A 14,521-nucleotide genomic window follows, 5' to 3' on the forward strand; every position below is an offset into this window, starting at 1 on the left:
CCCCCTTTTTTATGATTTTAATTATAGATGTAATACTCTGTCCGCAATCTCTTGAGTTCTACCCTGGTTCCAGAACTGTGTTCCTATATAACCGCAGGTTCTTCTTGCCACATTAAGCTTACTCTGATCCGTATTTCCGCATTTCGGGCACTTCCATACAAGCTTACCCGCATCTTTAACGATCTTTATCTCCCCGTCAAATCCACATTCCTGACAGTAATCGGACTTTGTATTAAGCTCGGCATACATTATATTGTCATAGATAAATCCAAGCAAACTCATTACAGCTTCAAGATTATCCTGCATATTCGGAACTTCTACATAACTGATGGCACCGCCCGGTGAAAGTTTTTGGAATTCACTCTCAAACTTAAGCTTTGTAAATGCATCAATATTCTCAGATACATGTACATGATAGCTGTTTGTAATATAGTTTTTATCTGTGATACCTTCTATAATACCGAATCTTTTTTGGAGTGCCTTGGCAAATTTATATGTTGTGGACTCAAGCGGTGTACCGTATAATGAATAATCAATATTCTCCGCCTGCTTCCATTCATTACATTTATCATTCATCTTCTGCATCACACTGAGTGCAAAAGGTTTTGCCACATCATCTGTATGGCTCTTTCCGGTCATATACTTTACACATTCATAAAGTCCGGCATATCCAAGGCTTATGGTTGAATATCCTCCATACAAAAGCTTGTCTATCGGCTCGCCCTTCTTTAATCTGGAAAGGGCCCCATGCTGCCAGAGTATAGGTGCAACATCTGAAGGTGTTCCCTTTAATCTCTCATGTCTTGCTCTGAGTGCACGATGGCAAAGTTCAAGTCTTTCCTCAAAGATATTCCAAAACTTTGTAGTATCTCCACCTGATGAAAGTGCCACATCTACAAGATTTATAGTAACAACACCTTGATTGAATCTGCCGTAGTATTTAGGCTTACCGTTCTCATCCACATAAGGTGTTAAGAAGCTTCTGCATCCCATAGGTGTGTAGCAATTTCCGTTGCCGTTTTTATCTATCTTGTACTCAAACATCTTCTTTTCCGAAACATAATCAGGTACAAGTCTCTTTGCGGTACATTTTGCCGCAAGCTTTGTAAGATGGTAATATCTGGTTCCCGGGCGAATATTGTCCTCTTCTAAAACATAGATAAGTTTTGGGAATGCAGGTGTTACCCATACACCATCCTCATTCTTCACACCCTGATATCTCTGCCTTATCATTTCTTCAACAATAAGTGCAAGATCTTCTTTTTCTCTTTCATTCTTTGCTTCATTTAAATACATAAATACTGTGATAAAAGGAGCCTGACCGTTTGTAGTCATCAAAGTCACTACCTGATACTGTATGGTCTGTACACCCTTTGTAATTTCTCTGCGAAGTCTTTTTTCAATAATCTCTTCTTTTCTTTCATTAGACACGTTTAATCCGTACATCTCAGCTTCCACTTCATCACGGATCTTCTGTCTGCTTATATCCACAAAAGGAGCAAGATGGGTAAGAGAAATACTCTGTCCGCCATACTGGCTTGAAGCAACCTGTGCAATTATCTGTGTGGCGATATTGCAGGCTGTTGAAAAACTATGTGGCTTCTCTATAAATGTGCCTGATATCACGGTTCCGTTTTGAAGCATATCCTCAAGATTTACAAGATCACAGTTGTGCATATGCTGTGCAAAATAATCCGCATCATGGAAGTGAAGAATACCTGTCTTATGAGCTTCCACTATCTCAGTATCAAGAAGTATTCTTTCTGTGAGATCCTTTGAAACCTCTCCGGCCATATAATCTCTTTGCACTGAGGCCACAGTAGGATTTTTATTGGAATTCTCCTGCTTTACTTCCTCATTGTCACATTCTATAAGTGCCAATATCTTATCATCTGTTGTATTTTGTTTTCTCTTTATGCTCTGGACATATCTGTATGTGATATATCTTCTGGCTACCTCATAAGCATTCTCTCTCATGATTCCGTCCTCTACCATGTCCTGTATCTCTTCCACGCTCATTGCACGGTTCATACTCATGCACTGATTCTCTACAGTATTGGCAATACGGTCAACCTGGGCTTTCTTTAATTTATCATCTTCACCTACTACAGCATTTGCTTTATAGATTGCAGCAATAATTTTTGAAATATCAAAATCAACTTCAGCGCCGCTTCTTTTAATGATCCTCATGTCGGTAACCTCTCTTTATTATTACATAGTATCTGCTTATTGTCGCAGTTCTTATAAGTACCTTTTTAAGAGTATATAACTCTCTTGAATTCATAGTATACACAATATATTGTGTTTGGTCAACGACTTTATTACCACATGGTGTAAGCAGCGGTATGAATATTAAACAGAAAAAATCAACGAAAATTTGCAAAAAAAATTTCAACTGTGGTATTATTGAGTTAAAAGCAATATAACTATTACATGATAATAATATATTTTTAGAAAGGATAATTATGTCGGAAAATGTAAAATGGCCGGGGCCTGCAGGACTTATTCCTGTAACAAGCGGTAAGGCTGAAGATGCAAATGTGCACAACAGAAACTATTTAAATAATATTCTTGTGGAGATGAGAATCATTGACGCAATACTTCCCGATAAACATAAAAAAATATTCGGGACTGAATTTGACTCTCCGATAATGATGCCTGCTTTTTCTCATTTGAATAAGGTCGGCAAGGACGGCAAAAAGCCTATGCTTGAATATGCAAAGGCTGCAAAGAGCTTAAATATACTCAATTGGGTAGGCATGGAGCCGGATGACGAATTTAAAGAAATAGCGGATATAGGAGCCAAAACTGTCAGAATTATAAAACCTTTTGCCGACCATGATATAATATTTGAGCAGATAGAGTTTGCAAAAAAATGCGGTGCCGTCGCTGTGGGTGTGGACATTGACCATGTTCCCGGAACGGACGGGAAATATGATATAGTTGACGGTATTGCAATGGGTCCGGTTACTCAAAGCGATTTGGAAGAATATGCAAAATTTGCAAAAATACCTTTTGTGGCTAAAGGAGTTTTATCGCTTCAAGATGCCGCAAAGGCAAAACAGGCGGGCTGCAGTGCTATAGTAGTATCTCACCACCACGGTCGCATTCCATTCGGTATACCTCCCGTTATGATACTTCCCGATATAAAAAATGAAATAAGCGGTATGGAGATATTTGTAGACTGTTCAATAGATACCGGCTATGATGCCTACAAGGCTTTGGCACTTGGTGCAGATTCCGTATCTGTCGGCAGGGGGATACTTTCTCCACTTTTAAAGGAGGGTGAAATCGGCGTCATTGAAAAAATAAACAAAATGAATGAAGAACTTTCAGAACTTATGATGTATACAGGCGTGAAAGATACAAACTCATTCGATCCTTCGGTTTTATATATAAGGTAAAAATACAGGCTTTATTTTTCAATATTTTATATTGTGAAATAAAGCCTTTTTAAATTTGAAACTCATTTTCATTTTCTCTTGACATATCCATTTCTCTTTTATATTCTATTATCATGTTTACAGCTTTGCTTAAACAAATAAATTTTACCTTTTCTTGGTGGAAAAATTGTTTAAATATATTTTAAAAAGATTATTATCATTAATTCCTATACTTATAGGTATAAGCTTTATATCATTTGCGCTTATCTATTTCACCGGTGGTGATGCGGTGGCGGTAAGATATGAAGCCATAGGTGGAGTACTTTCTCCGGAACTTATAAATCAAAAGAGAGAAGAACTTGGTTTAAACCGTCCTTTTATCGTTCAATATATCAGCTGGCTTTTGGGGGTGGTTCAAGGTGATATGGGTATCAGCTATGTATCGGGCAAGCCGGTATTTGGCTATATTTTCTCTAAATTATCGAATACTCTCTTACTGAGTATCAGCTCTTTACTTACTACCCTAATTATCTCCCTGCCGCTTGGTATATTTTCAGCGGTAAAGAAAAACTCAGTATTTGACAATATTATAAAAGCGCTGTCATTTGTAGGCAATTCTCTGCCCAACTTTTTTGTGGCGCTTGTGCTTTCATATATATTTGCATTACAGTTAAAGCTTCTTCCGGTAATCTCACAGGGAACAAGTATAAAAAGTCTGATACTTCCCACACTTACTCTTGCACTGGCAATGAGCGCAAAGTATATAAGACAGATTCGTGCACTTATTATATCGGAGCTCTCAAAACCTTATGTGACCGGAGCAAGAGCCAGAGGTATAAAAGAAAACACAATCATATTCTTTAATGTACTGAGGCTTACATCTCTCACTCTCATCACATTGATGTCACTGAGTTTCGGAAGTCTGCTTGGCGGAAGCTCCATTGTTGAGAGTATCTTCATGTGGGACGGAATCGGAAAGCTGGCTATTGAATCTATAAATTTACGTGACTATCCTGTAATTTTGGCTTATGTACTGTGGATGGCTTTTATATATGTATTTATAAATTTAATGTCGGATATTTCATATTATTTCTTGGATCCGAGACTTAGAATCGGAGGTGGAAAATATGCGAACTGAAAAATTAATCTTTCCGTCTTTTTTGGTGATTGCACTGCTTATATTTGCACTCTTTTCTCCAATGCTTACACCGTTTGATATCACAGCACAAAACCTGATGACGGCAAAATCTCCCCCGTCCTTTCCTCATATAATGGGAACGGATATATATGGCAGAGATATGTTTTCAAGAGTGATTGCCGCATCAAGAATCAGTATATTTTCAGCTTTGGCGGTAGTACTTTTGATGGCTGTTATCGGTGTGGTAATCGGAATCTTTTGCGGATATCTCGGAGGAATTGCAGATACTTTACTTATGCGTGTATCGGATATATTTTTGGCGTTTCCGGGACTTGTGCTTGCAATTGCCACTGCAGGACTTTTTAAAAACGGTGTATTCGGGGCGATAATAGCGCTTGCCTCCGTGGGATGGCCAAGATATGCAAGACTCTCAAGAGGTCTTGTACTGTCTACAAAAACCTCCACATATATAAATGCCGCAAAAATAAGCGGCAGTGATACTATACAAATAGTGTTTACGGAAATACTTCCAAATATTATCGGACCGATAGTAGTGACGGCAAGCCTTGATATAGGTACAAGCCTTATGGAAATGTCCGCCCTGTCATTTTTGGGACTTGGTGCCACCCCTCCCACTCCCGAATGGGGAAGCATGATAAGTGAAAGCAGGAGTTTGCTTCAGCTAACTCCATGGATCACACTTTCACCGGGAATTGCCATCTTTATCACAGTCTCTATATTCAATATATTCGGTGAATCACTTAGAGACTACTTCAACATATAAATTAATATACTTTTGAAATTATTAAACAGCAAATAAACGGTTAAACAGATGTTTATCCGTAAATATATAAAGGAGTTTTTACATACATGAAAAAACAAATAAAATTACTTTCTGTTGCCTTCAGTGCCGCTCTGCTTCTGGGTGCGTGCACCTCTTCTTCAAAGACTTTGTCTGAGAGCTCGGCAGGTTCCGAAACCTCGTCAGTTTCATCCGATACTTCCGATACTGCAAAGACTCTTGTATACGGCACCGGCAGTTACGGTGTAGGTATGTCCGATGCGGGTCTTAATCCACATGAGGACTACTCGGGATGGAGCTGTGTACGATATGGTGTCGGAGAGACATTGTTCAGATTAAATGAAGATATAGAGCTTGTACCATGGCTTGCGGATTCTTATAGGTTCGTAGATGATAATACTCTTGAAGTTGTGATCAAGGACGGAATCAATTTTTCATCAGGCAGAAAGCTTGATGCAACCGCCGCAAAAGAATGTTTTGAAGATTTGATAGCGGTACATGACAGAGCACCTAAGGATATGAAGATACAGGAAATAAAGGCTGACGGTCAAACACTCACATTTGTAACTACCGAACCGAATCCGGCTCTTTTAAACTTCCTTGCGGAGCCTTATACCGCAATTATAGATATGCAGGCAGGTGTGGATGCAAGTAAGAATGTTTCAGGTACAGGTCCTTACAAAGCAACCGCAGTGTCTGACAGTGAAATAAGCCTCGTATCAAGAGATGACTACTGGGGCGGTGAAGTATCAAAGAAAAACATCACCGTAAAGTCTATCACAGACGGTGACACATTGACTATGGGACTTCAGTCGGGAGAACTTGATGCAACCTCCGGACTTCCTTATGCAAGCTACCCGCTTTTTGAAAATGACAATTATAATATAAACTCTGTGGCTACAAGCAGAGCATTCTTCCTGCAGTTAAACTTTGACAATGCACTTCTCACAGATAAAAATATCAGATCTGCCATAGCTATGGCCATCGATAAGGAAGGCTTTGTAAATGTTTTGCTTGGCGGTCATGGAAAAGTTGCAAACGGACCGTTCCCTATGAAGGATAGCGAAAACCCGACATACAGTTTTTCTCCTGAAAAGTCAAAGGAGTTACTTGCAAACGCAGGATGGAGTGACAGTGATAATGACGGATATGTAGATAAGGACGGCAAAAATTTAGAACTTAACTACATCACATATCCTGGAAGAACCGAGCTTCCTATACTTGCACAAAGTATACAGGCAAACTTAAAGGATATCGGTATCAAGCTTAATATAAACAGTACGGAGAATTATCTTGAGGTGATGAAGGACAGTACTACATGGGATATATTCGGCAGTGCAATGGTTACAAATCCTACCGGAAACAAGGGATATTTCTTTGATATGACTTCTCTTACCGAGTCACCAAAGAACAGAGGACATTACTCAAATGCCGAACTTGACGAACTTGCCAAAACTCTTTCCACAACATTTGAAAATGAAAAACGTGAAGAGATTGCAAAAAAGATGAGCGATATTTTAGTGGATGATTGCGGTTTTATATTCGTTTCACACTTACAGATGAGTCTTGTAAGCAAGAAAAATATAAAAGGTCTTACTCCTATGCCAAGTGACTATTATGAATTCAGTAAGGATCTGGTAATCGAATAATGAAAGAACTTTTGAAATTTGAGAATATAAATATTTCATATGAAAAAAGACAAGTTTTATATGATCTGTCATTTTCTCTTAACTCCGGTGAAATTCTGGGTGTAGTCGGAAACAGCGGTTGTGGAAAATCCACATTGCTAAAGAGTATCTTGGGGCTTTCAGGCCCCAAAGTACTTTACGGTAATATTTTTTTTGAAAACGAAGATCTGTTATCACTTAATGCTTCTGAAATGAGGAGAATTCGCGGCAATCATATAAGTATGGTTTTTCAGGAATCCGGTATTCACACCAATCCTTTAAAAACTATAGGTGACACTGTTTTTGAAAGTATGAAAGCACATAAACAGATTTCAAAAGAAGAAGCTATTGATATTGCAACGGGCATCTTTGAAAACCTCTCATTACCTGACCCGAAAAGGATTCTAAGAGCTTACCCCTTTGAGCTTTCAGGAGGTATGAATCAAAGAGTGGGTATAGCGCTTGCCATGCTGAACAGACCTTCTTTAATTTTAGCCGATGAGCCTACAAGTGCACTTGACCCTATAGTTGCTGTGCAAATAGTAAATGAGCTGAAATCACTACGTGAAAAGTACAATACAGCTGTTATACTTGTAACCCATAATATAAAAATAGCAAAAAGTATCACAGATAGGATATTGGTATTAAATAACGGTAAAACGGTTGATTACGGAAAAACATGTGACGTACTCTCCTCTCCTAAAAATGATTTCACAAAGGAGCTGATACTTTCCGCCTTCGGTTAGGGTATCTCTTTATTTCGGAGTATATATGAATGATATTTTAATTATAAACAAACTTACAAAACAATTTGATGGCGAATCCAAGCCAAGTATTGAAAATATCGATCTTACATTAAAATCAGGACGATGCCTCGGTGTTGTAGGTGAAAGCGGTTCAGGGAAAAGCACACTTGCAAGAGCAATAACAGGTTTGATACCGGTAACATCCGGTGAAGTTATATTTGACGGCAAATGTATCAGTAAATTTTCAGCCTCACAGTACAGGAGAATATACAAAGATTTACAAATGATTTTTCAGCTTCCGAGGGAGAGCTTTAATCCTGTCAGAAGCCTTGGTGAGAGCATAGTTTTAAACCTAAAAAACTTCGGTTTTAGAGGTAATTATAAAAACAAAGCGATATCTCTTTTAAACCGCTGCGGTCTTGATTCTTCTTTCTATGGTAAATATCCCGGTGAAGTCAGCGGAGGTGAATGTCAAAGGGCTGCTATTGCCAGAGCCATTGCCTGCTCACCAAAACTTCTTATCTGTGATGAGGCTACATCAGCACTTGATATGATAGTTCAAAGAAAAATAATATCACTACTGGGTGAACTGAAGGATGAAATGGGAATGGCGATACTTTTTATCTGCCATGATATATCTTTGGTTCATTATATGTGTGATGATGTAGCCGTGATGAAGAACGGTCATATAGTGGAAAAAGATGTTACAAGCAGAATAATCCACCGCCCGCAAAATGAATATACCAAGGCACTTATAGAAGCATCCGATGTATACTGATTTATCGGATGCTGTTTTTATTAAACGTATGTAAAATCACCTTAATAAAAGTATAATATCGCTTAAAATATCCGGTATGAAACAGCTTGAATCCAAATAGAGCTTATGCTATAAATTACAAAGATTATTGAAAGGAGTGCAAGTATCATATGAATTTTTATACTCTGGATTATATTATAGAACACCAGTCTACCGATATGATTATCAGATCCGCCTCTATCATTTTTCTCTTAGCTATCGTTATAATTACAGGCTTTCGCTTTATGAAGGATAGAATGAAAACAAGGCTTAGAGACATTTCCATAGGTATTGCCGTTTTTACATTTATACTTTTGGGAATTCATGTGGAAAATTATACTAAAAACCACAAAGACTTTTCCCAGTCACATGTTCTGGTAAAATTTATAGAGAGTGTAGCTACGGATGCACATGTTTCACCTGAAGAAATACTGGTAAATTCCACCACTTTAAAAGACGGCATTATAGTCCGCTACAATGAAGAGGATTATACAGTACATCTGAACAATGACAATAATTCCTACACTTTGCAGCGTACACATGTAATAGATCATAATGTATATATAAACGGTGAGAGGTAATTTATGAATATATATTTATTAGTCGGTATCAAATTTATTCTCGGTATCATGGTAATGATTTTACAGATACATATACTTGGAAAGTATGAGTTCTCTATAAATACTCCGCTAAACCAGATACAAAACTATGTACTCGGTGGAATTATCGGAGGTGTGATTTATAATACTTCCATTTCCATCATAACATTCCTTATCTTTATATTGATCTGGTCTTTAGTTGTTATTATCGTAAAGCTACTGATCAATATAAAGGCCGTAAAGTCATTGGTAGTGGGAAATCCCGTTATCCTTATAAAAAACGGTAAGGTCAATGTTGCCAACTGTGCCAAGGTGGGTATATCTGCCGACCAACTTATGCTGCATATACGGATGGAAGGACTCTTTTCAACAAAAGAGGTAAAATCCGCAATTATGGAAACAAACGGTAAGCTTACCATAATTGATATGCAATCCGCCACACCTAAGTTCCCTATTATTTCAAACGGTAAAATAAACCGGGATATCCTTGAAGTTATAGGTCATGATGAAAAATGGTTACTTTCATCAATAAATGAACAGGGCATTGAAAACATACAGGATATTTTCTTAGGTGAATATGTAAACGGTGAATTAAATCTTACCACTTATCCGAAGATTGCATAAACTGTTATATAAAAAACGCATATCGGTACTGAGACGGCACAGATGCTTGTAGTTTTACTTCCGCCTTCACAAAACTGAATACTGAATTTAAAAGGACCCTCCGAAACTTGGAGGGTTCTTATTTTATCTGCCTGAAAACAAGGCTTTCAGATATCTTATACCGGTTTCCGTTTTGAAAACCTTTCTCATCATCTCTTCTATTGCTTCTTTTTTCAGCTTCATCTCATCTGCATTTACCAAAAAGTCGGCTTCCAATAAAATTTGTAAATCAATACCGTCAATGTCCGTATATGTATGATGATGTGCTATCATAAAGTCTACCCTGTCCAGCATAGATTTTGATATATCTGTATCTTCAAAAAATTTTCTAATCATCGGTGAAGATACCTCTTCCTGCTTTTTACCGTCCGCTTCACCATACTTTTCTCTGAGCGAAGGGCAGGAAATATCATGCACTATAGCGGCTATTTCAAGTGTTTTTTGAGTATTATCATCCAAATTCTCTCCCTTTCCTATATTTCTTGCATATCCCCATACCTTTAAAAAATGATTGATATCCCTAAAGCTGCCCTTGCTTTCCCTTATCATCTTCTCCATTACTTCACTGACAGTCATATAACACCTCTTACAAAAATATTTGCTTAATATTATATATTAATTTTTTACACTTATAAATAAAAAAACGGGCTTTTATCCAAAACCCGCTTTAATACTTATTCCGCTTTTCCGCCTTCTATTACAAGAGTATCTGCATATTCACTGCCATAAGTATCTGTAAGTGTCTCTGCATAATCCTTGTGGAAGAAGTTCTCTTTTCCAAGACTTTCAATCTCTGTATTGATCCATTCAAGTAATGTAGTATTTCCCTTTGTTACAGCCGGTGCGATGGTATCCTTAGCGCCAAGATTGTCAATACCTACAGTATATCCCGGATTGCTCTTTGCAAATGCGATAACCTCCGTATTGTCATTTACCCATGCCTTACCTGAACCGTTTAAAAGCGCATTCTTGGCATTTGCATATGTATCATACTTTTGAAGCTTAATATCAGGATAATTCTTAATCATATAAGTCTCGGCTGTTGTTCCTGAAATAACTATCATCTCATCCTCAGCCTTCCAATTGTCAAGGCTTGTTACAGGCTCTTTATCGGATGATATAACTCCAAGTCCTACATTCATATATGGAAGTGCAAAATCTACCGCCTCCGCTCTTTCAGGTGTTACTGTAAAGTTTGCAAGTATAATATCAACCTTACCTGTTTCAAGATATTCCACTCTGTTTGCGGCCTCTGTACTTACATAATTGATTTTAACACCAAGATCCTCTGCAAGTCTGTTTCCGAAGTAAATGTCATATCCCTGATACTCACCGTTCTCATCGACATATCCGAAAGGATGCTTATCTGAGAAAACACCTATATTTATAGTTCCCGCACTCTTTATCTCATCTAAAGTCCTGAATTTATTCTTAGCCGCACTCTTTGAAGATGAACCACATGCACTGAGTGCCAAAGCTCCTGCAGCAAAAATACCTAACAATCCTATTAATTTACCTTTTTTCATTTTATATTCCTCCTATATGAAAATCTATATATTATATTCTTCCTTATCATCCTTAATGGATTCAAATTCGAAAATATTCAAAAATTGTCTTGCTCTTTCAGTCTTCGGTGAAGTGAAAAAGCTCTTAGGTCTACCCGTTTCCACTATATTTCCTTTGTCAAGGAAATATACTCTGTCGGCAACCGCCTCCGCAAATTGCATCTCATGAGTTACAATAATCATCGTTGAACCCTGTTTAGCCAAATCAAGCATTACATCAAGCACTTCTCTTACCATCTCAGGGTCAAGAGCAGCTGTAACCTCATCAAATAATAAAATCTCAGGATGCATTGCCAAAGCTCTTACTATTGCCACTCTTTGCTTTTGTCCGCCTGAAAGCTCTCTAGGATAAGCATTTGATTTGTGTGCAAGACCTACTCTTTTAAGAAGCTCCATCGCTTCCTTCTTTGCACTCTCTTTATCTACTCCGGCTACCTTTGTAGGTGCCAGAATGATATTTTCAAGTATTGTCATATGTGGAAAAAGTTCATAGCTTTGAAAAACCATACCTATTTTTTGTCTGAGTTTTGTCAAATCATTTTGCTTATAGTCAATGACTTTTCCGTCAAGGCTTATACTTCCGCCCTGTATTTCTTCCAGACCGTTTATACATCGAAGTAATGTGGACTTACCGCAACCGCTTGGCCCTATAAGTACTATTACCTCTCCCTTGTTCAGTTCAAGGCTCACACCGTCAAGTACAGCATTTTTTCCGTCATAATTTTTTACAACATTGTTTATTTCCAATAATGCCGGCATATTCTCTCCTTCCTTTACACTAATTTCTTTTTTCCAGATATCTTGCAAGCATACTTATCGGGGTACAAGCGATAAAATACATCATAAACACCACCAGATATACTCCGAAAGCCGCATTTGGGCTTGAATTTCTGTTTGCCTCCGTTATCTGCTGTGCCACCTTTATTACCTCAACAACTCCTATCATAAGTACAAGTGATGTAGTCTTTATCATTCTGGTAATCAGGTTAATTGAAAGCGGAATAAGTCGCTTTATTGTCTGAGGTATAATGATGTAGATAAAAGTCTTTTTCTTATTCAGTCCCAGTGCCTCACTGCTCTCATACTGATGCTTTGGAATACTTGTAATAGCTCCCCTTACCAGATCTCCCATCTCCGCAGTTCCCCAAAGGCTGAATACTATGATTGCTGAAAGTTCGGCGGAGATATCTATTCCAAGTGCTCTTGTACTTCCGAAAAATACTATAAACAAAAGTACAAGCTGCGGCATTATTCTTATAATTTCAAGATATATCCTAAGCACCGCTTTTAATATCGGATTTTTAAAAGTCATCAAAATACCGACCAGGATACCCAGGGGGATACTGATAAGCACAGATATTAAACTGATTCTAAGTGCTATACCAAGTCCGCCAAGAAGTCTTATTGCATTCTTTCCTTTAAATATCACATCAAGACCCAAATCCGGCATATCGTACCCTCCTTTCTACATAGGAACCGAGTATTGATACCGGTAATAATATAATTAAATAGAAAAATACCAGCAGTACAAGGCTCTCAACAGTTTTATAATACAAGCCTATCAAATCTTTTGCGGTAAACATAAGATCCATTAAGCTGATAGCCGAGAACACAGATGTTTCTTTCAAAAGAAATATTATATTGGCTACAAATGCGGGTGTACTTATTGAAACAGCCTGTGGAAGTAAAATATAAAAGAGTGTCTGATTGTTGCTGAGTCCAAGACTTAATGCACTCTCTTCCTGTATCTTATCTATAGTTTCTATTCCGCTTCTGAAAGCCTCACACATATAGCTGCCTCCCAGAAATGCAAGTCCGAACACTCCGCATACAAAGGCGTCTACCTTTAACCCAAGCTTCGGCAAACCGTAGTATATAAAAAACAACTGTATGATAAGCGGTGTATTTCTGCTCATTTCAATATATACACTTACAAGTTGACTAAGTATCGGTATCTTCTTATGTAAAACAAGTGTACATAAGAGCCCTACAATTATTGCAAGTATGATTCCCAGTATACCTATTTTCAATGTCAGTATGGCTGCATGTATGTATAAAGGAAACACCTGTTTTATAAATTCAAAATCCATAATGTTACTCTCCAAGATACTCTTTGTATCTCTGCATTTATTTTATGGAGATGATAATATCACTATAAACCCTTTTTGTCTATAGGTTTATAGTATTTATTTTCATATCTGCATAATGCCAAAAAATCTTTACAAATATCGTACAGTCTTTAGCAAAAAAACCTATACCTCAAAGCAAAATAATGCTTTAAAGTATAGGTTTAATTTGGTACTTATAAAATATTTATCTTCTTGCACCGAAGTTTTGAACCCAATAAAGTGTGCTTCCGTCATTATAACAACCTACACCTATTAAGCTGAAATCGTCACTTAGTATATTTTCTCTATGCCCCTGTGAGTTCATCCATGAGTCCATAACACTTTCAGGGCTTCTTTGTCCCATTGCAACATTTTCTCCCCAGGTCATAAGTCCTGAAGGCATTAAAGTACGATAGCTTGAACCGTCAGGTCTTGTATGTGAGAACAATGTCACAAGTTCCTTTGCTCTTATATCCGCACTGTTCATAAGTGCACTGTCGGCTGAGAGTGGGGAAAGTCCGTATTTTGCTCTCTCCTCGTTTACAAGCTCAATAACTCTCTGTGCAAAGGCGGCTGTTGAAGTCTGATTTGAAGCCGATCCCGATGTTGTATTTGCACTGTTGTTTTGCCTGCCGTTTGTTTCGGTCATTCTTCCGTCCGGCTGATATGCTCCGCTTGCATCAACAAAGTATCCGTCAGGTGTATATGTGTTTGCATCCATTCTGCCGCCGTTGAAAGGATTCATATAATACCATGTATTATTTACATTGACCCAGCCTACTTTCATATCACCGTTGTTTGTATCCAGATAATACCAGTCTTTTCCGTCTTTTAACCAGCCTGTTTGCATATAGCCCGATCCGTTCATATAATACCGGACATTGTTTATACTAAGCCATGATGACCTTACATATGACCCGTCCGAAAACTGATACCACCATCCGTTATTATCTCTTTTCCAACCTCCTGTTGCCGCATATGTAGGTATAGCCATCAATAATGCACCTGCTAACAGTCCAAGAAAAACTTTTCTTTTCATACATTACTCCTTTCA

Annotated in this window: 15 protein-coding genes; 8 read left to right on the top strand and 7 right to left on the bottom strand. The window is 37.8% G+C overall.

The window, feature by feature from the left end; genetic code table 11:
• Positions 1-21: 21 nt before the first annotated feature.
• Positions 22-2,190 carry an anaerobic ribonucleoside-triphosphate reductase gene (gene nrdD, locus HMPREF1495_RS01290; protein ID WP_034211389.1) on the bottom strand — a complete coding sequence of 723 codons (2,169 nt, stop codon included), beginning with the start codon at positions 2,188-2,190 and terminating at the stop codon, positions 22-24.
• Between the two features lie 275 nt (positions 2,191-2,465).
• Between nrdD and HMPREF1495_RS01295 the strand changes: the two genes are divergently transcribed.
• From HMPREF1495_RS01295 to HMPREF1495_RS01330, 8 genes are all read left to right on the top strand, one after another.
• Complete coding sequence (locus HMPREF1495_RS01295) at positions 2,466-3,404, top strand: alpha-hydroxy-acid oxidizing protein (RefSeq protein ID WP_034211391.1); 939 nt, start codon at positions 2,466-2,468, stop codon at positions 3,402-3,404.
• Between the two features lie 166 nt (positions 3,405-3,570).
• Positions 3,571-4,521 (top strand): ABC transporter permease, encoded by a 951-nt coding sequence (locus HMPREF1495_RS01300; RefSeq protein ID WP_034211394.1) that lies wholly within the window; start codon positions 3,571-3,573, stop codon positions 4,519-4,521.
• The gene (locus HMPREF1495_RS01305; RefSeq protein ID WP_034211396.1) at positions 4,511-5,305 is read left to right on the top strand and encodes an ABC transporter permease; all 795 of its coding nucleotides are present in this window, start codon (positions 4,511-4,513) and stop codon (positions 5,303-5,305) included. The genes HMPREF1495_RS01300 and HMPREF1495_RS01305 overlap by 11 nt, the downstream gene beginning before the upstream one ends.
• 86 nt (positions 5,306-5,391) lie before the next feature.
• Positions 5,392-6,972, top strand: coding sequence for an ABC transporter substrate-binding protein (locus tag HMPREF1495_RS01310; protein WP_034211398.1), 1,581 nt, complete (start codon positions 5,392-5,394; stop codon positions 6,970-6,972).
• The gene (locus HMPREF1495_RS01315; protein ID WP_034211400.1) at positions 6,972-7,736 is read left to right on the top strand and encodes an ABC transporter ATP-binding protein; all 765 of its coding nucleotides are present in this window, start codon (positions 6,972-6,974) and stop codon (positions 7,734-7,736) included. The genes HMPREF1495_RS01310 and HMPREF1495_RS01315 overlap by 1 nt, the downstream gene beginning before the upstream one ends.
• A gap of 25 nt (positions 7,737-7,761) precedes the next feature.
• The gene (locus HMPREF1495_RS01320; RefSeq protein ID WP_034211402.1) at positions 7,762-8,514 is read left to right on the top strand and encodes an ABC transporter ATP-binding protein; all 753 of its coding nucleotides are present in this window, start codon (positions 7,762-7,764) and stop codon (positions 8,512-8,514) included.
• A gap of 149 nt (positions 8,515-8,663) precedes the next feature.
• Positions 8,664-9,113: a DUF3290 domain-containing protein gene (locus HMPREF1495_RS01325; RefSeq protein WP_034211404.1), complete on the top strand. Its 450-nt coding sequence runs from the start codon at positions 8,664-8,666 to the stop codon at positions 9,111-9,113.
• A 3-nt stretch (positions 9,114-9,116) separates the two neighbouring features.
• Positions 9,117-9,755, top strand: coding sequence for a DUF421 domain-containing protein (locus tag HMPREF1495_RS01330; RefSeq protein ID WP_034211407.1), 639 nt, complete (start codon positions 9,117-9,119; stop codon positions 9,753-9,755).
• Positions 9,756-9,878: 123 nt separating this feature from the next.
• On the opposite strand, the gene HMPREF1495_RS01335 is transcribed toward HMPREF1495_RS01330, so the two are convergent.
• From HMPREF1495_RS01335 to HMPREF1495_RS01360, 6 genes are all read right to left on the bottom strand, one after another.
• Positions 9,879-10,370: an HD domain-containing protein gene (locus tag HMPREF1495_RS01335; protein ID WP_034211410.1), complete on the bottom strand. Its 492-nt coding sequence runs from the start codon at positions 10,368-10,370 to the stop codon at positions 9,879-9,881.
• Between the two features lie 98 nt (positions 10,371-10,468).
• The gene (locus HMPREF1495_RS01340; RefSeq protein ID WP_034211412.1) at positions 10,469-11,320 is read right to left on the bottom strand and encodes a transporter substrate-binding domain-containing protein; all 852 of its coding nucleotides are present in this window, start codon (positions 11,318-11,320) and stop codon (positions 10,469-10,471) included.
• Between the two features lie 24 nt (positions 11,321-11,344).
• Entirely contained in the window at positions 11,345-12,118 is a 774-nt protein-coding gene (locus tag HMPREF1495_RS01345; RefSeq protein ID WP_034211414.1) for an amino acid ABC transporter ATP-binding protein, read from the bottom strand.
• A 19-nt stretch (positions 12,119-12,137) separates the two neighbouring features.
• Positions 12,138-12,809, bottom strand: coding sequence for an amino acid ABC transporter permease (locus HMPREF1495_RS01350; RefSeq protein ID WP_034211416.1), 672 nt, complete (start codon positions 12,807-12,809; stop codon positions 12,138-12,140).
• Positions 12,790-13,449, bottom strand: coding sequence for an amino acid ABC transporter permease (locus HMPREF1495_RS01355; RefSeq protein WP_034211418.1), 660 nt, complete (start codon positions 13,447-13,449; stop codon positions 12,790-12,792). The genes HMPREF1495_RS01350 and HMPREF1495_RS01355 overlap by 20 nt, the downstream gene beginning before the upstream one ends.
• A 223-nt stretch (positions 13,450-13,672) precedes the next feature.
• Complete coding sequence (locus HMPREF1495_RS01360) at positions 13,673-14,506, bottom strand: CAP domain-containing protein (protein ID WP_034211420.1); 834 nt, start codon at positions 14,504-14,506, stop codon at positions 13,673-13,675.
• Positions 14,507-14,521: the final 15 nt, after the last annotated feature.

Source organism: Lachnoanaerobaculum sp. MSX33 (assembly GCF_000512995.1).
Lineage (GTDB): Bacteria > Bacillota > Clostridia > Lachnospirales > Lachnospiraceae > Lachnoanaerobaculum.

Coding starts and splice junctions, on each gene's coding strand:
- HMPREF1495_RS01360 (WP_034211420.1), bottom strand. CDS start 14,506: ATGAAAAGAAAAGTTTTTCTTGGACTGTTAGCAGGTGCATTATTGATG.
- nrdD (WP_034211389.1), bottom strand. CDS start 2,190: ATGAGGATCATTAAAAGAAGCGGCGCTGAAGTTGATTTTGATATTTCA.
- HMPREF1495_RS01340 (WP_034211412.1), bottom strand. CDS start 11,320: ATGAAAAAAGGTAAATTAATAGGATTGTTAGGTATTTTTGCTGCAGGA.
- HMPREF1495_RS01305 (WP_034211396.1), top strand. CDS start 4,511: ATGCGAACTGAAAAATTAATCTTTCCGTCTTTTTTGGTGATTGCACTG.
- HMPREF1495_RS01335 (WP_034211410.1), bottom strand. CDS start 10,370: ATGACTGTCAGTGAAGTAATGGAGAAGATGATAAGGGAAAGCAAGGGC.
- HMPREF1495_RS01325 (WP_034211404.1), top strand. CDS start 8,664: ATGAATTTTTATACTCTGGATTATATTATAGAACACCAGTCTACCGAT.
- HMPREF1495_RS01310 (WP_034211398.1), top strand. CDS start 5,392: ATGAAAAAACAAATAAAATTACTTTCTGTTGCCTTCAGTGCCGCTCTG.
- HMPREF1495_RS01295 (WP_034211391.1), top strand. CDS start 2,466: ATGTCGGAAAATGTAAAATGGCCGGGGCCTGCAGGACTTATTCCTGTA.
- HMPREF1495_RS01315 (WP_034211400.1), top strand. CDS start 6,972: ATGAAAGAACTTTTGAAATTTGAGAATATAAATATTTCATATGAAAAA.
- HMPREF1495_RS01345 (WP_034211414.1), bottom strand. CDS start 12,118: ATGCCGGCATTATTGGAAATAAACAATGTTGTAAAAAATTATGACGGA.
- HMPREF1495_RS01330 (WP_034211407.1), top strand. CDS start 9,117: ATGAATATATATTTATTAGTCGGTATCAAATTTATTCTCGGTATCATG.
- HMPREF1495_RS01320 (WP_034211402.1), top strand. CDS start 7,762: ATGAATGATATTTTAATTATAAACAAACTTACAAAACAATTTGATGGC.
- HMPREF1495_RS01355 (WP_034211418.1), bottom strand. CDS start 13,449: ATGGATTTTGAATTTATAAAACAGGTGTTTCCTTTATACATACATGCA.
- HMPREF1495_RS01350 (WP_034211416.1), bottom strand. CDS start 12,809: ATGCCGGATTTGGGTCTTGATGTGATATTTAAAGGAAAGAATGCAATA.